Genomic DNA, 19,795 nt, shown 5'->3' on the forward strand with positions numbered 1-19,795 from the left:
GCAGCTACTCTCCTCTTAGAAGCCCAGACTTGATAATAGATCATCGACTTCATCTTGTCCTGAGACAACATCATCACGAGAGTCTTTATCAATAATCGGCCCTTCAGGACCTGCTAGTGTATCACTTGTTGCAGGTGCTTTTTCTATGGCCTGTTTTTCTTGTTGTTGATGACCATCTTCTTGACTGCCAAACACAGTTAAGAGATTAATTAAACTGTCTTCTACTTCTCGCACTAACTCAATGACGCGACGGATTACTTGCCCCGTCAAATCTTGATAGTCCTGTGCCATCAGCACATTGGTCATCAAGCCCTGTAGCTCATCGGTTTTAGTATGCGAGTTATTCATAAAATTATCTAAGCTATGACATAGCTTTTTAAACTCACCGAGCTCTATTTCTCGGCTCATTAAACGATCCCACGTTGGTTTAATCGTCGCTATTTCATCTGCAAGTTGTTGCGCTATAGGTAAACTAGCTTCAACTGCATCCATGGTTTTGTTAGCGGCGCTTTCTGTCATTTCCATAACATAATTTAAGCGCTGCTTAGCGTCTGGGATCGCATCGGTAGTTAAATCTGAAAGACGAGTATCTAGATCAAAGTTTTTTAGCGCTTCATGTAATTGTCGCGTCAGTTTACCGATTTCAGCAAACAGCTCTGATTGTTCTTTTGATGCTGTTTCAAGTATCAGCTGATCAGCTTTTTCTTGTTCACCATTTTCAAGAAACTCAACAAGTTGACGAGCTTGCTCTAAACTTATTTGAGGCGCAGCTAGTGCTGACATAAGCCTCTCCCCTTAGATTAACCTAAACGTTCAAACACTTTTTCCAATTTGGTTTTAAGTGTCGCAGCAGTGAATGGTTTAACGATATAGCCATTAACACCCGCTTGAGCAGCAGCAACAATTTGTTCTTTTTTCGCTTCAGCTGTCACCATTAATACAGGAATATGCTTAAGGCTATCATCAGCACGAATTGCTCTTAACAAATCAATGCCTTGCATACCTGGCATGTTCCAATCTGTTACAACAAAATCAAATTCTTGATTTTGTAGCATTGGCAATGCTGTTGACCCATCGTCAGCTTCCTGCACATTGGTAAAACCTAAATCCCTTAATAGATTTTTAATGATACGTCTCATTGTAGAAAAATCATCAACAACAAGAATTTTCATGTTTTTATCCAAAACATCCTCCGGTGAGGTTTGAACCTATATTTACTTACTACTAATTAATCCAGTCATTGATTTTTGCTTTGAGCTTAATCATCGCCTGACCATGTATCTGACTCACACGCGATTCACTAACATCGAGTATGTGTCCTATTTCTTTTAAGTTCATTTCGTCGTTGTAGTACAAAGACAAAACAAGTGCATCTCTTTCTGGTAACGATTGGATAGCCGTTAATAGAGACTGGTTAAACCGCTCATTTTTAACGTTATTAAACGGTTTGTCTAGTCCTAAATCCTGACCTACAGGTGTAATGACGTCTTCATCAACGCCTAAGTCCTCTATACCTAATACTTTACTAGAATTTACATCATGTAGAATATGATGGTACTCATCGAGCGTTATATCAAGTTTTTCAGCGACTTCTGTATCTTTAGGTTCACGATTTAGCGTGCTTTCTAATTCGGAAATGGTTTCAGCCACAAGGCGAGCATTTCGGTGAACTGAGCGTGGTGCCCAGTCACCTCTACGAATTTCGTCTAACATCGCACCACGAATACGAATTCCAGCGAAAGTTTCGAAACTAGCCCCTTTGCTAGCATCAAAGTTTTTTGATGCTTCAATTAGGCCTATCATGCCTGATTGAATTAAATCATCGAGTTGGACACTGGCAGGTAAACGAGCAATTAGATGGCACGCCACTTTTTTAACTAAAGAGGCATGTTTTTCAACAATCGCATTTAAGTTTTGTGCTGATTGATATCCCATCGCTTTATTCACCGATGTTGTCATAGTTAGCCGTTTACTAGTTTTTCAATGAAAAATTCTAAATGGCCAGAAGGTTGATTAGGGATCGGCCACTTAACTGCTTTTGTTGCTAATGTTTTAAACGCCACCGCAGCTGGTGAGTTTGGAAATAATTCAACAATCACCTTTTGACGTCGCGTAGATTTACGCATGTTCTCGTCATAAGGAATGGTAGCTACCAACTCCATTGAAACGTCTAAAAAGCGATCCGTTACTTTTGAAAGTTTAGCAAATAATTCTTGCCCTTCACGCAAACTGCGCACCATATTGGCAACAATTTTAAATTTATATACGCCATGCTCACGGCTAAGCACTTTTATAAGCGCATAAGCATCGGTAATTGAGGTAGGTTCATCGCATACAACCACAACAACATCTTGGGCTGCACGAGAAAAGCTTAATACCATGTCAGAAATACCTGCAGCGGTATCGACAATTAAAATATCAAACTCAGTGTTTAACTCGCTAAAAGCGCGGATAAGGCCTGCATGCTCAGATGGTGTTAATTCCACCATGCTTTGCGAACCAGACGTCGCTGGTACAATTTTTATACCTGCAGGACCTTCAACGAGAATTTCGTCAAGCTCACACTCGCCTGACAAAACATGAGATAAGTTACGTTCAACACGAAGGCCAAGCATCACGTCACAGTTTGCCAAACCTAAATCGGCATCTAGTACTAATACACGATTTCCTTGCTGCCCTAATGCGATTGCGGTGTTGAGTGAAACATTGGTTTTACCCACTCCACCTTTACCGCCAGTCACAGCGATAACTTTAACGCCACTATTATTATTTTGATTCATTTTGCGCAGGCCGCTTGCTTGATCTAATACTGTGTTAATCATACATCCCTACTGTGTTCGACGCTACTGCTTGACGTCGTGAATGTTGTGCTTTTGCTCGTTTTAAATACAATTGTTCAGCTTTTTTCACTAGTTTTTCAGCATTCGCTACGCGAATATCTTCAGGAACACGCTGACCGTTAGTAAGATACCCTATTGGCAGGCGATTTTGAATCGCTATACTAATAATCTCACCTAAACTTAAAGATTCATCCAATTTAGTGAAGATACAGCCACTTAGATGAACCTTTTTAAAGTGTCTTACGGTTTCTTGCAACACATTTATCTGTGCTGTCGCACTTAATACTAAATAACTACGAATATCAACACGCTGATTACGCATTAAGGTGTTTAATTGCTCAGTTAAACGTAAATCACGTTGGCTCATACCCGCTGTATCTATTAATACTAGACGCTTATTACGTAAATGGTATAGCACTTCAGCTAATTCATTCGCATCTTTTACCTGCTTAACACCACAGCCAATAATACGACCATAAGTAGCCAATTGTTCGTAGGCACCAATTCTATATGTATCAGTGGTGATCAACGCCACTTTATCAGCACCATATTTTTGTGCGCCCAGTGCAGCTAATTTCGCAACAGTCGTTGTTTTACCAACACCCGTTGGGCCCACTAATGCGAATACACCACCTTGACGTAGGATTTCGTTATTCGTTGTATGCATTTGGTTTTCAACCATTTGCAGTAATGCTTGCCACGCTTGTTGACGTGATACATCATCAGGAATGAAACAGGCCATTTGCTCAGCAACATCACGTTCAATGCCCATACCCGCTAAGCGGTCAATCATACATGCACGAGTCGGATCGCGGCGAGCCATATCTTGTTGCATTAAGCCAGATACTTGGTGTTCAAGTAATTGACGAATCGCATTCATTTCTTCGCGCATGGTCGTCATTTCTGATTGATTCGCAGGTGCTGAGTTTTTGTGCTCAGCGGGTGAATCTAAATCATCAAAACCAGAATCTAAATCGTCATCAAAACCTAAGCTATGTGCTTGAGTTTGTACACGAGGTGCTGCCTGCGATTGATAACGAGGAGCTTGCTTATATTCAGGCTGTTGCTGCTCAAAGCTTGGCTCTTTTGCTTGATAGTGTTCACTCGTATCAATACCAGATTGACTAAACATTGACGCAAGCTCTGGCGAACGAGGGCGTGGGGCTTGACGCTCAAGTAACGCTTGAAGGCTATCAGCAACTTTCGCTTGCGGCTCAGGTTTAGCACGCATTGGCTCAGGTTTAACAAAGTTATGCTGTGGAGCAGGTGCTGATTGTGCCACTGCTGGTTTAGCTTCGGCTTTCGGGGCTGCTTTGTCGTAATCAACAGCTGCAACGATTTCAACGCCGTTAGCAAGCTTTTTGTTCGACATAATAACCGCATCAACACCTAGTTCATCTTTCACTTCTTTCAGTGCTGTGCGCATATCTTTAGCAAAAAAACGTTTAATTTTCATGGTTCAACCCCTTTACTATCCTATTGTTGGCCTACTGAGCTGACAATCTTAATCTGTCTTTCGTCTGGTACCTCTTGGTAAGACATCACCCTTAAACCTGGGATGGTGTACTTAACGAAGCGAGATAACACAGTTCTTAACATTCCTGACGTTAACAGTATCGAAGGTTCACCGGCCATTTCTTGGTTTTGATGCGCTTCATTCAATGATTGTTGAAGTCGCTCTGCAAGGCTTGGCTCTATTCCGGCACCTTCGTCACCTGCATTCTGAAGTGACTGATGCAACATCTGTTCCAACTCAGGCGCCAAGGTTATGACAGGGATCTCAGAAGACATACCAACAGCATCTTGAACGATCAATCTGCGCAGTGAAATTCGCACTGCAGCCGTTAGTACATCAGGGTCTTGGCTACGTGGGCCATACTCAACAAGGGTTTGAACAATCGAGCGCATATCGCGAATTGCCACCCCTTCATTGAGTAAGTTTTGTAGCACTTTTACGATAGTAGTGAGTGGTAATACGTCAGGAACCAGCCCTTCAACAAGACGAGGATGACTCTTCGCTAACATATCTAATAAGTTTTGCACTTCTTCATGACCAAGCAGTAAAGCTGCGCTATTAGTAAGTAACTGACTAATATGAGTTGCAACCACAGTTGCTGAATCAACGACTGTATAGCCAAGTGATTGTGCTTCATCTTTTTGATCTGGTTTGATCCAAACCGCATCTAGACCAAATGCAGGGTCTTTTGTGGCAACCCCTTTGATTGGACCAAATACTTGGCCTGGATTAATCGCTAACTCATCACCATGCTTAAGCTCACCCTCACCGCTTGAAACACCCATCATAGTGATTCTGTAAGCGTTAGGGTCCAGTTCTAAGTTATCGCGAATATGCACAGGAGGTACCAAGAAACCAAGCTCCTGAGACAGTTTCTTACGCACACCTTTGATACGATTTAATAGTTCACCACCTTGAGATTGGTCAACAAGTGGAATTAAGCGATAACCCACTTCTAAACCAATAACGTCAACCTGTTGAACATCATCCCAACCCAGTTCTTTTTGCTCTTGTTTATTAGCAACACCTGTTCCTGGCGCACCACCATTTGCTTCTTGCTCTGCTTTTTCGGCTTCTGCTTTGGCTTTTTGTTGTTGGGTGAAGTAAGCAAGGTAACCCAGTAATCCACCTAGGCTTAAAAATGCAATATGCGGCATACCTGGCACTAGACCCATGATGATCAAAATACCTGATGCGATATACAAAGACTTTTCGTTACCTAGCTGAGTCTTAACTTGGTCGCCCATGTTGTGCGATTCATTTTGACGGGTAACAACGATTGCAGTACCGATTGACAGTAACAATGAAGGCAGTTGTGCAACTAGACCATCACCAATGGTTAGCAAGGTGTACACTTCCATCGCACGGCTGAACGATAAATCATGTTGGATCATACCAACAAATAAACCACCAACGATGTTAATCACTAGAATAACGATACCCGCTATTGCATCGCCTTTTACGAACTTACTCGCACCATCCATTGAACCATAGAAATCGGCTTCGCGGGTAACCTCTTCACGGCGTTCACGGGCTTGCTCTGCACTGATAAAACCAGCGTTTAAATCAGCATCAATCGCCATTTGTTTACCCGGCATTGCATCAAGAGTAAAGCGAGCTGATACTTCAGAAATACGACCTGCACCTTTGGTGATAACCACAAAGTTAATAATGATTAAAATCAGGAAGACCACTAAACCAACTGCATAGTTACCGCCGATAACCACCGAACCAAAGGCCTCGATAACTTTACCGGCTGCATCACCGCCGTTATGACCTTCGAGTAATACTACACGGGTACTGGCGACATTCAGCGCTAAGCGCATGATGGTTGCAATCAGTAGAACCGCAGGGAACATACCAAATTCAAGGGGTTTCATGGTGTAAACTGTAACCAGTAACACCACCAGTGCTAACGCGATATTAAACGAAAATAGAATATCTAAAAGAAATGGCGGCAGGGGTAAAATCACCATACCCAGCGCAGCAAGTACCATTAACGGCGTGCCGATACCCTTCGCATATTCTTTTTTATCTCTGTTAAGTTGTTGTAATACCGCTTTAAATTCCATAATTCAACAATTTCAAAAAATTGACACTACACGGAATTTGCAATAACTATTCCAAGTTATAAATTTACTGTTTAGTATTTGTAGGCATCGGGTATTGGGAGCTTTTTATTGAGTGGTACAGGACGTTTACCGCGCCCTTTTTGGAAGCGTTTTAACTGGAAGACATAAGCTAACACTTGTGCAACGGCAGTGAATAGCTGATCAGGTATTTGATGACCAACATCGGTGGTGTGATACAGCGCACGAGTAAGCATGGGTGATTCAACAATTGGCACGTCATTCCCCTTGCCCACTTTACGAATTTGCATAGCAAGCTCGTCCACGCCTTTGGCAAGAACAATAGGCGCACCCGCTTTAGCTGTATCGTATTTGAGTGCTACAGAATAATGGGTCGGGTTAGTTACGATCACATCTGCATCAGGCACGTCTTGCATCATACGCCTTTGCGACATTTCACGCTGAGTACGGCGAATACGCGCTTTTATTTGCGGATCACCCTCAGAGTTTTTAAATTCGTCTTTTACCTCTTGTAAGGTCATTTTTAACTGTTTATGGTGTTTGTGACTTTGATAAGGAGAATCTATTGCAGCAATAATGATTAACGTACAAGTTAACCCCAAGAACATCCAAGATAGTATTTCGAGTGCATGGATAAAATTTCCGGGCGCGCTTTCAATGCTTAGGTGCAGTATTTCATCAAAGAAAGTATTAATTAAGAACACAGCAAAGCCTGCAACCACTACAAATTTTAAAATAGACTTAACTAGCTCTACTCCTGCTTGAGGGCCAAGCATACGCTTAATACCTTTAGCTGGCGACATCTTACTTGCTTTTGGGGCTGCCGCTTGCCAACTAAAGTTATAACCCCCCAGTAAAGTATTGCCAACAAAAGCGGCTATGACGATGATCAACACAAACATTGCCATAGGGAATAACAATGCATCCGCAACAATTCCCCACACTGAAAACATCTTAGTGGTGTCGTAGGTTTCATTACGGTTAAGGCTTAATAAACGTCCCATTATATTATAAAGACCTTTACCAATTTCAGGGCCATACAACAAGAGTGAAACTGCAGAAAAAATAAGCACAAACATGGTACCTAGCTCTTTTGAGCGGGCAACCTGACCTTTCTTCTTGGCATCATCAATTTTTTTCTGCGTGGGTTCTTCGGTTTTTTCTTGACCAGAATCTTCAGCCATGGCGCGCTCCTAAGGTGTACAACCAACAAGGCTGCACATTAACTCAACCATTTTTAACCACTGAAACTCAAATTGAGTCATAAAGTTGCCTAATGTTGCCCAAATAATCACAAGACCAGCTACTAAGGTAAACGGAAAGCCAATTGAGAAAATATTTAACTGCGGTGCCGCTCGGGTCATTACACCAAACGACATGTTAATAACAAGCATGGCTGTCAGTGGAGCTAAAGCAAGCACCAAGGCTGTGGTGAACATCCAACCACCCCAAGTAACGATATCCCAGTAATGATCAACCGCCCACCAATTGCCATCAATTGGTAGCACTTCAAAGCTATGAATGACCATTTGAATCATCATTAAGTGGCCATTGAACACAAAGAAAAGCAAGGTCGCCAAGATTAGATAAAATTGTCCCACAGCGGGTACACTCAGACCATTCGATGGATCAACTACGGACGCAAAACCAAGACCTGTTTGCATCGCGAGTATTTGCCCAGCAAGAACAAAAGTATTTAGCAATAAAACAGATGCAAACCCAATCGCGACACCAATAAGCATTTGCTGAATGACCACAAGAATCATCTCAAACGAAAAAAGATTGTTGAAAGTCGCAGGGGGCAGCATAGGCACAGCAACAAAGGTTACAACTACAGCTAAACCAAGCTTAATTCGGCTTGGTACATTCTTCGCACCAAGGCCTGCCATAATCATTATCATTGAGCTAATACGCACTAATGGCAGCAAAAAGTCGCTGAGCCATTGAATAATGACCGCAAATGGAAATTCCATTTAGCCTGCAATCTCCGGTATAGACATCACTAAACGGGTAAAATAGTCCATAAGCTCTTGCGTGAACCAGTGACCACCTATAATAAGTGCGCTTATGGTAATTAGCAAACGAGGTAAAAAGCTTAAGGTTTGCTCATTGATTGATGTTGCCGCTTGGAAAACTGCCACGACTAGACCGACTAATAAGCCAGGTACTACGATTGCAGACACTAACTTTATAACTAAAAATAGCGCGTCACTGAGTATATCGACAAAAATTTCGGGTTCCATTTTGTCTCTCCTACCTAATTATGTGCCTTGAATTGCATTGTTACACCCCGAGCCCAAAGCTCTTCGCCAGCGTGCCCATCACAAGGCTCCAGCCATCCACCAACACAAACAGCATGATCTTAAACGGCAAAGACACAATCATCGGCGAAAGCATCATCATACCCATGGCCATTAATACGGAGGCCACCACTAAATCAACTATCAAAAATGGGATGAAGAACATAAAACCAATGATAAAGGCCGTTTGCAATTCGCTGGTAACAAACGCTGGGATCAATACAATCAGCGGCGTGTCTTCTGGCGAGTCGAGTTTGTCGTAGCCGGCTATTTTCGCAAAGGTCTCTAAATCTTTTATGCGAACTTGCGAGAGCATAAACGCTTTCATAGGCTCTTTGGCAAGTTCTAATGCTTGCACTGAGGTAACTTGTTCATTCAAGTATGGCTCAATAGCGCGCTCATTCACTTGCTGATAAATTGGCGCCATAATAAAAATACTTAAAAACAGCGACATGCCTAACAAAATTTGATTCGATGGTGTTTGTTGTAAGCCTATTGCTTGGCGTAATATCGCCAGAACCACAATAATCCGTGTAAATGAAGTCATCATAATGACCGCTGCTGGAATAAAACTCAGTGCCGTCATAATCGCTAACACTTGTAGCGTCACGGAGTAATCTTGAGAGCCATCAGGGTTGGTGGTAATGGTCAGTGCTTCTATGCCTTCAGCGTTAACCGACGGCAAAAACAACACACTTGCTAAAATAAGTATCCACTTGATCATAGCGTTAATTCTTTTTATTTGAAGGTGATTGTGGGTTCAGTAACTTTCCAAATTTCTTGGCAAGTTCTGGCAGTTCTTTTTCTTGTAATGGTGTTTCTAGTTTATGCAGGTAGTTAATACTGTGCGGAGTCACACCAATTAAGTGCTGTGCGTTATCAATTTCAATGACCATCAAACGCTCACGAGAACCTAAAGGCAAACTGCGCACTACTTTAAATTCATCACTATTAGCAAGATTTGGATTTAGTTTTTTAACCAAAAAAGCCAAAGCAATAATAACCACCAGCACTAAAAGCAAAGACATCACCATAGACAGTAAATCTGCCGTCGGTGATGCCGTAGGAAATGCAGTGCTCGACGCACTTGTTAAAGCAACTAAAGCATTCATCGTAACTTTTTAATACGCTCAACTTGGCTAATAACGTCAGTTAAACGAATACCGAACTTATCGTTTACAACGACCACCTCACCATGGGCAATCAGAGTGCCGTTAACCAATACATCAAGCGGCTCACCAGCGACTCGGTCTAGTTCTACCACCGAACCTTGGTTAAGCTGTAATAAGTTACGAATGTTGATTTTTGAACGGCCCACTTCCATAGAAATAGTAACCGGAATGTCCAAGATGGTATCAAGTTTTCGTTTTTCGTCGCCCGATAGCTCATGTCTTTCATCTTTTAATTCATCAAGCTCTGCCACAGCAGCATCGCCTGAGCCACCCTCAGCCTCTTCAGCTTCGGCTAGTGCCGCGGCCCATTCGTCCATTGTATCTTGATCATCACTCATTATGTTTAACCTTATAAATCGACTACCAGTCTAAATCTACACCTTCAGATAGATGTAGATCTTCTTCTAGTTCTGCTAATTCTGCATCTGAATCCAGTTTTTTGCCACCTTTTGTGAACACATGTAGTTCTGACTTAACTGATTCAGGGCGTTTAATTTTTTCGCTAATTTGTAGTGCCACATTGTCACGTGAGCGGCCCATTTTCGCTCTAAAGGTCGGCAGTTCTTCTACAAATACGGTGATATGCTCTGGCATTTCAACTGGGATAATATCGCCAGCTTTAAGCTCCATAATCTGTTGTAGCGTTAAATCAACCTCAAGCAATTGAGTCGATAGGTCGACTTCTACATCCATGATCTCATCACGTAATGCTTTACTCCAACGTAAGTCGGTGTCTTCGGTGTCTGATTGCACACCGGCATCGAGCAATTCGCGAATAGGCTCAAGCATTGAATATGGTAATGCGATATGGAAATCACCACCACCACCATCTAGCTCAATATGGAAGGAGCTAATAACAACCACTTCAGTTGGACTTACGATGTTCGCCATTGCTGGGTTAACTTCTGAGTCAAGGTACTCAAAAGATACATCCATTACCGGCGCCCACGCTTCTTTATAATCTTCGAAGATAATTTTAAGTAGCATTTGAACAATACGTCGTTCTGTTGGCGTAAATTCACGGCCTTCAATTTTTGCATGATAGCGGCCATCACCACCAAAAAAGTTATCCACTAAAATGAATACTAATCGGGCTTCCATGGTAATTAGGCCTGTGCCCTTCAACGGACGAAAACGTACCATGTTCAAACTGGTTGGCACGAATAAGGTATGGATATATTCGCCAAATTTAATCATTTGCACGCCGTTGATTGACACCTCAGCGGTGCGGCGCATCATGTTAAATAGGCTAATTCGCATATGACGGGCAAAACGTTCATTCACGATCTCCAAGGTCGGCATACGACCACGGACAATACGATCTTGTGATGAGAAGTCATACTGTAAGGTATTACTGTCTAAGTCATCACCTTCGTGAATATCTTCCTCTTCGACTTCATCAACGCCGTGTAAAAGCGCATCAATTTCGTCTTGAGATAATAAATCGCTCACGCTGACCCCTTATTGCATCACAAAGCCGGTGAATAATACCCGCTCTATCACTTTGCTACCTTCAACATCACTTAATGCTGATTGTACTTTTTCAAGTGCAGCAACACGCACTGACTCTTTACCTTCACTGGTACCTAATTCATCTGCGGTCGTTGTTGAAAGAACGCCAAGTAAGGTACTTTCGATAAGTGGAATATGCTTTTTGGCAGTTTCTTCGTTCACTTCACCGCGAACAAGTAGCTGAACTTTTATTTGTACAATACGGTCGCGACTCGCACCGGGTACATTAAATACAAATGGGCGTGGCATTGCGACATAGAGAGCCGAACCAATCTGTGCGGAGCTCGATGGTGCAGCAGCCTCAGTCACTGTGGTTTCATCTGCTAGGCTCTCTTCAGGGGCATCATCACCCATAAATAAAAAGTAACCTGCGGCGGCGCCAACAATCAACACTACAGCTGCAATAATGATAATCAGCTTCTTTTTGCCTTTACCCGTATCTTCTATTTCTAAATTTGCTTCTTCGGCCATTGTCACTTCCCTCAAAGTTACAGCAAGCTGTTTATCACGCTGTAACTATTTTATTTCTTATAATAGCAGGACTTATGCATAGTAATCTATTGATGATGAAGATTGTTGTCGAGAAGTTTCTGCGCTTTGCGCTGTTACTTCTGGTTGTTGCTCCTCAGCTTGTTGATTTCCTGCAAGCTGCCCTTGCCCAGACTGCTCTTGTTGTTGCTCAGGGTTACCTTGCTGAATACTACTTTCACCAAGTTCAATACCTTGCTGCGCAAGCATTTCTCGCAAACGTGGCATTGATTGCTCTAAAGCTTCTTTAGCCTGCTGATTTTGAACAACAAAATTAATTTGCGCTTGTTCAGCATCGCTACGTATACGAATTTGCATACTGCCCATTTCTGGTGGGTCTAAGCGAATTTCCGCTTCTTTGTTATTTATATTTAGTAACGCACTAACTCGCTCTTGAAGCATCTTTGCGGCGTCACTCTTTATAATATTGATCGCTTGCATTACACCAGGGTCAATGCTCACCGATTTAGAGTGAGCCTGAGTTTGTGTCGTTGCTTGAGTCTGCATTGTTTGTGCGTCTAGTGCTTGCTCATATTGCTGATGAGCCACCTCATAGGCACCCGGTTGTGTTGCTGCATTGGCTTGAGTCGTTAACTGAGTAAATAACTGAGCTACACGCGAAGGCACAGCTTCTTGTGTACGTTCGGTATTAATTTTTGTATCAAGCTCTAAAGTTACTTCTTCACTAGTTGCAGCCTTTGTAACATCGGCTGTAACCTGCGCAGTATTGTTTTGTTTTGTATTATTATTTTCAGCATTGACTGTGGCGGCGGTTATCGGCATCGCTGTGTTGACTATTGCAGGAGCATTAATAGCCTCTTTGAGCACAGTTTGTGCCGCAGAAAGTTTTTCGTACTGAGCAGTACCCGGCGTTAACGTTTGCAGTTGAGTATTCACTTTATTTAACAGTGCTTGCTGCTCATCTTTCGTCAGTGCAGTGATTTGCTTTTCGATGCTAGTCGGCAGTTTAGTATCAAGCGCTTTATTATCAGCTAATTTAGTATCTTGTTTTGTCAGGCTTTCATCAGCAATGTCTTGCTCTACAGCAAATTGTGATACAGGGCTCTGTGCAGTTTGTGTTGTAGGCTTACTACTCATCACATCAGTCAATAGCGACTTGATTGTTGCCAGCTCATCAGCGCCAAGCTTATTGTCAACTTTTAGTTGATTGATTTGTTGCTCAAGTTGCTTTTGTTGATCAGTGCTGAGCGACAAACCTTTAGCGAACTCACTTACAGCCTGCCCGTCGCCACTTTGTAGTTTGGCAAGCAGATTAACGATTGACTTATCAGTTACTGGTTTATCTGATGCTTTTGCCGCGCTTGCTTCAACGCTCTTCGGAGCTACCTGCTCAGTAGCTAGGTTTACTGCTGGCTTATCAACGTTGCCATGCGCTTGCTTTGTCGTCACTTCAGCCGCTTTTGCATCAGTTTGAACGCTATTATTTGCATCGCTGAGCATCTTGTTTAAAACAGCTTTGCTTTTATCATTCGCGCTGAGTTCATTTCCATCAGCTGTTTTTACAGCGTCTAAATCAACAGTGGTTTCTTTACTGTCAGTTGCTTGTATTGCACTGGCAAAGTTAGCTACCTGAGGTTTTGTATCCGGTGTATTAACAGCTGAAACACCCTGCTTTTCTTTGTCTGTTAATGGGCCATCAACAATAGGGGTCACGCTATCTTTTGGCGGTAAATCACCAATCGCTTTTAGTTGACTATCTACCGCTGTCGCAACTTTAGACTTATGTAATAAACTTGCGATTGAGTTGTCATCTTCTGCTGCGACTTTTGAATCATCGGTTTGCGCAACGTCTGTCATAGGTGAAGGTATTACAGGTGTAATGGTATCGATTGGGGTTGGTTTTTTATCAACAACTACCGGGCTAAAGTCATTATTTTCAATCAATTTATTAACACGTGTACTCATAGCTTGAGCCGCATTAATTTGCGAAAGCAGTGAGTTATCTTCACCTTCTACAAGTGCAAGCTCATCGCTTTGCTCTTTAGTTACAGCTTCATTACGAACATCTGGATTTATTTTAGGCTGCTGATCTGTAGATGTGGGAGTAGTTGCAGCTTTAGCATCAGTCGCTGTATTCTCATCACCTGGTTTTGCATCTGATTTAGGTTCTTCAGAAGTACTGATAGCTTTAGGTTCATCAACTGAGTCAGCATCTGCATCACTTTTTGCTTGCGCGTTTGCCGCTTCACTTGCTTCTGTCAGTGAAGTTAAAAAACTTAAGCCCGATGCTTTGTTGTTAGACTCTGAGTCTTTGCCTGAAAAACCAGTACCTTGCTCAGTTTTAACCTGCAAATTGATATCACTGATCGCCATAATTCACCTAAACCTAGTCATCTAAAGTAATGAGGCAATTTGCCGCCGCAAGTGCCAAAATTAATGCTACTGGTTAGGTAAATGCAATTAACATGCCTAAAAAGGAAGTATTTTAAAGAAGTGCGTTTTTAAGTTGACGCTGATAAAACTGATTTGCAGCAAATTCATCCAGCATTTTTTGTTCTGCTTTTGCCACTTGCATCGCTTGTTTTTCAGCTTGCTTTTCGATTAACTTCGCTACTGCTTTTGCTTTCACTTGTTGCTTTAACCACAGTGCTTTTCGCTGTGTCACAACTTGTTTTGCGGTATTCACTGTACTTGCTTGCTGACGTATCGCTTCTTCAATTTTTGCAATAAAAGCATGATATTGGCTGAAGCCAGCGCTAGACAAACCAGAGCGTCCTTTCAAATGTAACTGCTGAGAATACTCTAAACGAAAGTTATTAAGCCCTTGCAGTTTTTGTTGATTACTTTGTAAGTGCTGCTGTGCTTTTAAATAATCCATGCGTAAAGACTCTTCTTTATCGCTCTCAAGCTTTAACAATAAATCAAGTTTACTTTTAGCCATTAACCTTGCCCTAATAACTGCGCTAGACCTTGCAGACCTTCATCATAACTGATCACATCTTTCATACCTTGTTGAAGGAATTGATTGACTCGCGGCATCATATTAATTGCTTGGTCAAGCATAGGGTCGGTGCCTTTTTGGTACGCCCCTAAGGTGATCATATCTTTGTTTTGTTGATACATTGAATACACTTGCTTGAGCACACGCGCTTGTTGCATATGCGCTTCAGATACAACCTGCGGCATTACACGAGAAATCGACTTTTCAATATCAATAGCCGGATAGTGACCACTGTCGGCTAAATCTCGAGATAAAACAATGTGGCCATCTAAAATAGCGCGGGCAGAGTCAGCAATTGGGTCTTGCATATCATCGCCCTCACTAAGTACAGTAAAAAACGCAGTAATGGCACCTTGCCCTTCACCACCATTACCGGCACGCTCCACCAGCGCAGGTAATTTAGCAAATACTGAAGGCGGATAACCTTTCGTAGCCGGAGGCTCACCAACCGCTAAGGCAATTTCACGTTGTGCCATGGCATAACGGGTAACCGAGTCAAGTAATAACAACACGTTAAGTCCTTGATCGCGAAAGTATTCCGCAATGGTCACTGCACTTTCACAGCCTTTTAAACGCATTAATGGTGACGCATCCGCAGGGGCTGCAACTACCACTGAGCGCTTACGCCCTTCGACTCCTAAAATTTCTTCAATGAATTCTTTTACCTCACGACCACGTTCACCCACAAGGCCAACCACGATTACATCTGCTTCAGAACCACGAGTCATCATACCTAGTAGCACTGATTTACCAACACCAGAGCCTGCAAACAGACCCATACGCTGGCCTTGACCCACGGTAATAACGGAGTTGATGGCTCGTACACCTACATCCATAGGTTGACTGATTGGTCGTCTTGCCAGCGGGTTAATTGCGTTTTGCGCAAACTTTAAGTGATGCTCAGCATTAATTGCACCTAAGCCATCAAGTGGCCGACCAAGGCCATCCACTACGCGACCAAGTAAACTCATGCCTACAGGCAATCCTGTTTCGTTTACTTTTGGGATAACTCGCGCACCTGGTAGTACGCCAGAGATGTGATCATTTGGCATTAAGTACAGTGTTTGATCATTAAAGCCAACAACTTCAGCATCAACAAAGCCGTTAATGGTTTCAATTTTACATTGACTACCAACAGGTGCTCTAAGCCCTTTTGCTTCTAGCGTTAAACCAACAACACGCGTCAGAATACCGGCAACAGCCGGTTTTGGAGCCTTGATATGTTTTTCATAGCGCTGTAAGCGTTCGCTAAGAGTCATTGATTGAGCACTCATAATGAGCCTAAAAAGTGTTAGATACCACTGCTATGCAAAAAGTTTTCCAACGTTTCTTTGACGCGAGTTTTTATCGTCATATCAAGGGATGATTGCGGGGTTTTAATTTCGCAGCCACCGCGCTCTAAAGTCGGCTCTGCCACTAACTGCCAATGGTTATCTGCGATAGTTTGTTCGCCATAACTTTCGGTAATTAAAGCAATATCATCAGGATGTAAGTGAATACGTACTTTCACTTGCTCTTCACCTAACGCATCAATGGCTTGCTTCAAAGCATGTAAAATGACTTCTGGTGAGGTTTTAATTTCTTGGTAAACTAAGACTTCAGTTAACATAACAGCTATTTGCACTAACTGCTTTTCGGCACTTTCATCGACTTTAGATAATGGTTGAGAAAGGCTATCAAGTAAGCTTCTTAAGTTGGTGAGCTGCTCTTCTAAAATAGGCTTAATTTCTTCTTGGCCCTGCTCCTTACCAAGCTCAACACCTTCTTTAAAACCAGCTTCTTTCCCCTCATGCGCGCCTTTTTCAAAACCATCTATATAGCCTTGTTCATGACCTTGCTTTAGCCCTTCTTCATAGGCATCTTGACGGATTTTTTCAAGTTCAGCCATGGTCAATGACGGAATTTCAGGCTCTTCTGGCTGCTCTTCGGCCTGCTGCTTTTGATGCTCTTTGCGATATAAGTCAGCTAACGGTGTGCCATACGCCGTTGAACGTCCGGCGAGCTTTGTTGTATCTTGCGTAACCTCAGGAATTGGCCAGTTTTCCAATAATTCATCGGCAGCTTCACTGGCATGCACTGGGCGTCCTGTATGAAATGAAGACTTACTCATGGCTTACAGGAACTCCTCACCACCACCGCCACCAAGCATGATTTCGCCTGAGTCAGCTAAACGTCGTGCCGTAGAAAGAATTTCTTTCTGTGCCGCTTCTACTTCACTAATACGAACAGGGCCCATTGCCTCAAGATCATCTGCGAGTAATTCAGCGGCACGTTTTGACATATTGCCCAAAATCTTCTCTTTTAATGCTTCGTCAGTACCTTTAATTGCTTTCATTAATACATCTTGCTGTACTTCACGAAGGATCGCTTGAATACCACGGTCTTCAACATCCATTAAGTTCTCAAAGACAAACATAAGGTCTTGGATTTGCTGTGACATCTCTTCATCGTGTTCACGGATTGAATCCATTAACTGACCTTCAACATTGGTATCTAGGTAGTTCATGATATCAGCAGCCGCTTTCAAGCCACCCATTTTCGCAGCTTGCGCACCTGCTTGACCTGCAAATTGTTTTTCCATGATTTCATTCAACTCTTGCAATGCTGCTGGTTGAACTTCTTCAAGGTTCGCAATACGCATAGTTAAATCTAAGCGCACTTTTTCTGGGAATTGCGACAAGATTTCCGCTGATTGCTCTGGCTCTAGATACGATAAAACAATGGTTTGAATTTGCGGGTGCTCGTTGCGAATAATATTCGCCACTTGCTTTGAGTCCATCCATTTCAATGAATCAAGACCTTTCGCCCCTGAGCCCATAACAATTTGGTCAATAAGGCTGGCAGCCTTGTCTTCACCAAGCGCTGCTGTAAGGGCTTTTTTAATAAAGTCTTCAGACTGGAAGCCAATGGTACTGAAGCTTTGAATTTGCTCAATAAACAAATTATGGACTGCGCTAATTTTCGCTTGCGATAAATCATCTAGTGCGGCCATTGCCATACCCACTTTTTGCACTTGCTTTGGCTCTAAGTGCTTAAGGATTTGCGCAGCATCTTCTTCTGATAAGCTCAGCAATAAGATTGCCGCCTTATCAACACCGTCTAATTTATCAACATCAAACGCCGGTGGTAATTGTTTTTGTTCTTGATCAGTCATCTTCTGTTAACCACGCTTTCACTACTTGAGAAGACAGTTCTGGTTCATTTGCAACCAATGCACGAACTGCTTTGAGTAAATCTTCATCGCCATGTAAGTCTGGCAGCTGTAGTGTACCATCACTTGAGAATCCTACAGCAGCAGAGTCAAAGTCTTTATTTAGCATATCTAGCGTGCTATCACCAATATCTACACCTGCACTTAATGCATCTTCATCATATTCTTCTAGTGTATCGTCTGGGTAAATTAGACGTTTCAGCATAGGTCTTACAACAAAGACAATAAGTACGATGATAACCAGTGCACCTAATGCTAAGCGTAGCATCTTCATGAACCAATCTTGCTCCCAAAGTGGAACTTCAATCGCTTCACCTGTATCTTGTCTTACAAATGGCACTGTAACGACTTCAAGTGCATCACCGCGTTGCATATCAAACCCAACACCACCTTGTAGTAAGCGACGAATATTTGACAATGCTTCGACAGAGCGAGGAACCATAGTTGTCTCACCGTTTTCACCTACTTGTGGTACATAATCAACGGCAACTGACACACTGATGCGGCGGATAACACCGGTTTGCTGGCGCTTATGCGAAATTGTGGTATCAAGTTCGTAGTTACGTGTTGCTTCTTTATGCGAACGACTTGGGTTCGTTGCTGAACCTGCACTACCTTGGCCAGCGACCTCAGGAATATTAGAGTTAACTGGCGGCTGATTCGTTAGCGCACCTGGAATGCCCACAGCAAGACCACCAATGTTGTTTTCTTCGAACGTGGTTTCACTGCGCACAGCGGGTAAGTCTGGGTTATAACGTTTTTGTGTTTCTTCGACTGCACTAAAATCCATATTTAAGTCGACTTGCGCTGTGTAGTTACCTAAACCTACAACTGGAATAAGGATGCTATCGATTTTATTTAAGTATTCTTCTTCACGCTTACGCTCAATTTCATACTCTTTACGAGAGCGAGCAGCAAGTGAGTTTTGTGAGCCTGAATTCAGTAAACGACCATTTTGATCGGTAACAGTAACACGCTCTGGCGATAAACCTTGGACTGCTGAGGCAACAATATCAACTACTGAGTCAACTTCTTCACCATCTAGCGTACGGCCGCGTTTTAAGGTTAGTACTACCGTTGCTGAAGGTTGTTTTTCACGACGAGCAAATACGTTTTCTTTTGGAATAGCTAAAAGTACTTTGGCGCGAGTAACATTTTTTAGCTCTTCGATGGTACGTGCAAGCTGTTGCTCACGACCATGTTTTAAACGTTCACGTTCAAGGCGTTGGCTTACACCAAACCCCATGTCTTGCATAATGATGTCAGTACCTGAGCTTGGCGCTTGCTCTAGGCCTTCACGAGCCATCAATAATTTAATGTTTTGGTATTCACCTTCTTCAACAGAGATGACGTTACCATCAAGTTCGTAATCAATCTTTTGAGCGTCTAAAAAGTCCAGCGTTTGAATTAGCTCTTCCGTTGGCATTTTGCCAAGCGGACGCATATCTGGCTGACGAGCCCAAATAATAATAAAAATTGCGATAGCCAAACAGATTGCTAAAGCAATCACTAAAGTAGCCTGGCGTAAAACGTCTACACCATTTAAGGCACTTAGGTAGCCTGACTTTTGCTCTTGTTGATCGTCAGTATCGGTTGCATCGATACCGCCGCCTGCTAAGGCTAGATCAGTTGATTGATTAGATTGCGCCACAATAATTCTCCAC

Annotated in this window: 20 protein-coding genes; all 20 read right to left on the bottom strand. The window is 42.6% G+C overall.

What is annotated here, in order from left to right; translation table 11 throughout:
* Positions 1–15: 15 nt before the first annotated feature.
* Entirely contained in the window at positions 16–783 is a 768-nt protein-coding gene (locus JIG37_RS09400; RefSeq protein ID WP_138599034.1) for a protein phosphatase CheZ, read from the bottom strand.
* A gap of 17 nt (positions 784–800) precedes the next feature.
* Positions 801–1,184, bottom strand: a complete 384-nt coding sequence (gene cheY / locus JIG37_RS09405) for a chemotaxis response regulator CheY (RefSeq protein WP_016708035.1) — start codon at positions 1,182–1,184, stop codon at positions 801–803.
* Between the two features lie 40 nt (positions 1,185–1,224).
* Positions 1,225–1,935: an RNA polymerase sigma factor FliA gene (locus tag JIG37_RS09410; RefSeq protein WP_054562345.1), complete on the bottom strand. Its 711-nt coding sequence runs from the start codon at positions 1,933–1,935 to the stop codon at positions 1,225–1,227.
* A 26-nt stretch (positions 1,936–1,961) separates the two neighbouring features.
* Positions 1,962–2,822 (bottom strand): MinD/ParA family protein, encoded by an 861-nt coding sequence (locus JIG37_RS09415; protein ID WP_054553259.1) that lies wholly within the window; start codon positions 2,820–2,822, stop codon positions 1,962–1,964.
* Positions 2,815–4,296: a flagellar biosynthesis protein FlhF gene (gene flhF / locus JIG37_RS09420; RefSeq protein WP_199529236.1), complete on the bottom strand. Its 1,482-nt coding sequence runs from the start codon at positions 4,294–4,296 to the stop codon at positions 2,815–2,817. The genes JIG37_RS09415 and flhF overlap by 8 nt, the downstream gene beginning before the upstream one ends.
* A 20-nt stretch (positions 4,297–4,316) precedes the next feature.
* Positions 4,317–6,428: a flagellar biosynthesis protein FlhA gene (flhA, locus tag JIG37_RS09425; protein ID WP_054553261.1), complete on the bottom strand. Its 2,112-nt coding sequence runs from the start codon at positions 6,426–6,428 to the stop codon at positions 4,317–4,319.
* 71 nt (positions 6,429–6,499) lie between these two features.
* The gene (flhB, locus tag JIG37_RS09430; RefSeq protein WP_054553262.1) at positions 6,500–7,630 is read right to left on the bottom strand and encodes a flagellar biosynthesis protein FlhB; all 1,131 of its coding nucleotides are present in this window, start codon (positions 7,628–7,630) and stop codon (positions 6,500–6,502) included.
* Positions 7,631–7,639: 9 nt separating this feature from the next.
* Positions 7,640–8,419, bottom strand: coding sequence for a flagellar biosynthetic protein FliR (fliR, locus tag JIG37_RS09435; protein ID WP_054553263.1), 780 nt, complete (start codon positions 8,417–8,419; stop codon positions 7,640–7,642).
* The gene (gene fliQ / locus JIG37_RS09440) at positions 8,420–8,689 is read right to left on the bottom strand and encodes a flagellar biosynthesis protein FliQ (RefSeq protein ID WP_054553264.1); all 270 of its coding nucleotides are present in this window, start codon (positions 8,687–8,689) and stop codon (positions 8,420–8,422) included.
* 40 nt (positions 8,690–8,729) lie between these two features.
* Positions 8,730–9,470: a flagellar type III secretion system pore protein FliP gene (gene fliP, locus JIG37_RS09445; protein WP_199529237.1), complete on the bottom strand. Its 741-nt coding sequence runs from the start codon at positions 9,468–9,470 to the stop codon at positions 8,730–8,732.
* A 4-nt stretch (positions 9,471–9,474) separates the two neighbouring features.
* Entirely contained in the window at positions 9,475–9,858 is a 384-nt protein-coding gene (fliO, locus tag JIG37_RS09450; protein WP_054553266.1) for a flagellar biosynthetic protein FliO, read from the bottom strand.
* Positions 9,855–10,256 (bottom strand): flagellar motor switch protein FliN, encoded by a 402-nt coding sequence (gene fliN / locus JIG37_RS09455; protein WP_054553267.1) that lies wholly within the window; start codon positions 10,254–10,256, stop codon positions 9,855–9,857. Before fliN ends, fliO begins: the two co-directional genes overlap by 4 nt.
* Positions 10,257–10,278: 22 nt before the next feature.
* Positions 10,279–11,370 (bottom strand): flagellar motor switch protein FliM, encoded by a 1,092-nt coding sequence (gene fliM / locus JIG37_RS09460; protein WP_054553268.1) that lies wholly within the window; start codon positions 11,368–11,370, stop codon positions 10,279–10,281.
* A 9-nt stretch (positions 11,371–11,379) separates the two neighbouring features.
* Positions 11,380–11,901 carry a flagellar basal body-associated protein FliL gene (gene fliL / locus JIG37_RS09465; protein ID WP_054553269.1) on the bottom strand — a complete coding sequence of 174 codons (522 nt, stop codon included), beginning with the start codon at positions 11,899–11,901 and terminating at the stop codon, positions 11,380–11,382.
* A gap of 72 nt (positions 11,902–11,973) precedes the next feature.
* Positions 11,974–14,292 (bottom strand): flagellar hook-length control protein FliK, encoded by a 2,319-nt coding sequence (locus JIG37_RS09470; protein WP_199529238.1) that lies wholly within the window; start codon positions 14,290–14,292, stop codon positions 11,974–11,976.
* Positions 14,293–14,404: 112 nt separating this feature from the next.
* Positions 14,405–14,860 (bottom strand): flagellar export protein FliJ, encoded by a 456-nt coding sequence (gene fliJ, locus JIG37_RS09475; RefSeq protein WP_054553271.1) that lies wholly within the window; start codon positions 14,858–14,860, stop codon positions 14,405–14,407.
* Entirely contained in the window at positions 14,860–16,194 is a 1,335-nt protein-coding gene (gene fliI, locus JIG37_RS09480) for a flagellar protein export ATPase FliI (RefSeq protein WP_054553272.1), read from the bottom strand. The genes fliJ and fliI overlap by 1 nt, the downstream gene beginning before the upstream one ends.
* 17 nt (positions 16,195–16,211) lie before the next feature.
* Positions 16,212–17,030: a flagellar assembly protein FliH gene (fliH, locus tag JIG37_RS09485; RefSeq protein ID WP_199529239.1), complete on the bottom strand. Its 819-nt coding sequence runs from the start codon at positions 17,028–17,030 to the stop codon at positions 16,212–16,214.
* A gap of 3 nt (positions 17,031–17,033) precedes the next feature.
* Positions 17,034–18,074 (bottom strand): flagellar motor switch protein FliG, encoded by a 1,041-nt coding sequence (fliG, locus tag JIG37_RS09490; protein ID WP_054553274.1) that lies wholly within the window; start codon positions 18,072–18,074, stop codon positions 17,034–17,036.
* The gene (fliF, locus tag JIG37_RS09495) at positions 18,067–19,782 is read right to left on the bottom strand and encodes a flagellar basal-body MS-ring/collar protein FliF (protein WP_054553275.1); all 1,716 of its coding nucleotides are present in this window, start codon (positions 19,780–19,782) and stop codon (positions 18,067–18,069) included. The genes fliG and fliF overlap by 8 nt, the downstream gene beginning before the upstream one ends.
* Between the last annotated feature and the right edge of the window lie 13 nt (positions 19,783–19,795).

The sequence above is a fragment of the Pseudoalteromonas sp. bablab_jr010 genome (assembly GCF_016464105.1).
Classification (GTDB): domain Bacteria; phylum Pseudomonadota; class Gammaproteobacteria; order Enterobacterales; family Alteromonadaceae; genus Pseudoalteromonas; species Pseudoalteromonas simplex.

What these genes read in the sequence shown, in the direction of transcription:
- fliI (WP_054553272.1), bottom strand. Translation starts at nt 16,194, where the DNA reads ATGAGTGCTCAATCAATGACTCTTAGCGAACGCTTACAGCGCTATGAA.
- fliO (WP_054553266.1), bottom strand. Translation starts at nt 9,858, where the DNA reads ATGAATGCTTTAGTTGCTTTAACAAGTGCGTCGAGCACTGCATTTCCT.
- JIG37_RS09410 (WP_054562345.1), bottom strand. Translation starts at nt 1,935, where the DNA reads ATGGGATATCAATCAGCACAAAACTTAAATGCGATTGTTGAAAAACAT.
- JIG37_RS09470 (WP_199529238.1), bottom strand. Translation starts at nt 14,292, where the DNA reads ATGGCGATCAGTGATATCAATTTGCAGGTTAAAACTGAGCAAGGTACT.
- JIG37_RS09415 (WP_054553259.1), bottom strand. Translation starts at nt 2,822, where the DNA reads ATGATTAACACAGTATTAGATCAAGCAAGCGGCCTGCGCAAAATGAAT.
- JIG37_RS09400 (WP_138599034.1), bottom strand. Translation starts at nt 783, where the DNA reads ATGTCAGCACTAGCTGCGCCTCAAATAAGTTTAGAGCAAGCTCGTCAA.
- fliN (WP_054553267.1), bottom strand. Translation starts at nt 10,256, where the DNA reads ATGAGTGATGATCAAGATACAATGGACGAATGGGCCGCGGCACTAGCC.
- flhA (WP_054553261.1), bottom strand. Translation starts at nt 6,428, where the DNA reads ATGGAATTTAAAGCGGTATTACAACAACTTAACAGAGATAAAAAAGAA.
- fliL (WP_054553269.1), bottom strand. Translation starts at nt 11,901, where the DNA reads ATGGCCGAAGAAGCAAATTTAGAAATAGAAGATACGGGTAAAGGCAAA.
- fliJ (WP_054553271.1), bottom strand. Translation starts at nt 14,860, where the DNA reads ATGGCTAAAAGTAAACTTGATTTATTGTTAAAGCTTGAGAGCGATAAA.
- fliH (WP_199529239.1), bottom strand. Translation starts at nt 17,030, where the DNA reads ATGAGTAAGTCTTCATTTCATACAGGACGCCCAGTGCATGCCAGTGAA.
- fliQ (WP_054553264.1), bottom strand. Translation starts at nt 8,689, where the DNA reads ATGGAACCCGAAATTTTTGTCGATATACTCAGTGACGCGCTATTTTTA.
- fliR (WP_054553263.1), bottom strand. Translation starts at nt 8,419, where the DNA reads ATGGAATTTCCATTTGCGGTCATTATTCAATGGCTCAGCGACTTTTTG.
- flhB (WP_054553262.1), bottom strand. Translation starts at nt 7,630, where the DNA reads ATGGCTGAAGATTCTGGTCAAGAAAAAACCGAAGAACCCACGCAGAAA.
- fliP (WP_199529237.1), bottom strand. Translation starts at nt 9,470, where the DNA reads ATGATCAAGTGGATACTTATTTTAGCAAGTGTGTTGTTTTTGCCGTCG.
- fliG (WP_054553274.1), bottom strand. Translation starts at nt 18,074, where the DNA reads ATGACTGATCAAGAACAAAAACAATTACCACCGGCGTTTGATGTTGAT.
- flhF (WP_199529236.1), bottom strand. Translation starts at nt 4,296, where the DNA reads ATGAAAATTAAACGTTTTTTTGCTAAAGATATGCGCACAGCACTGAAA.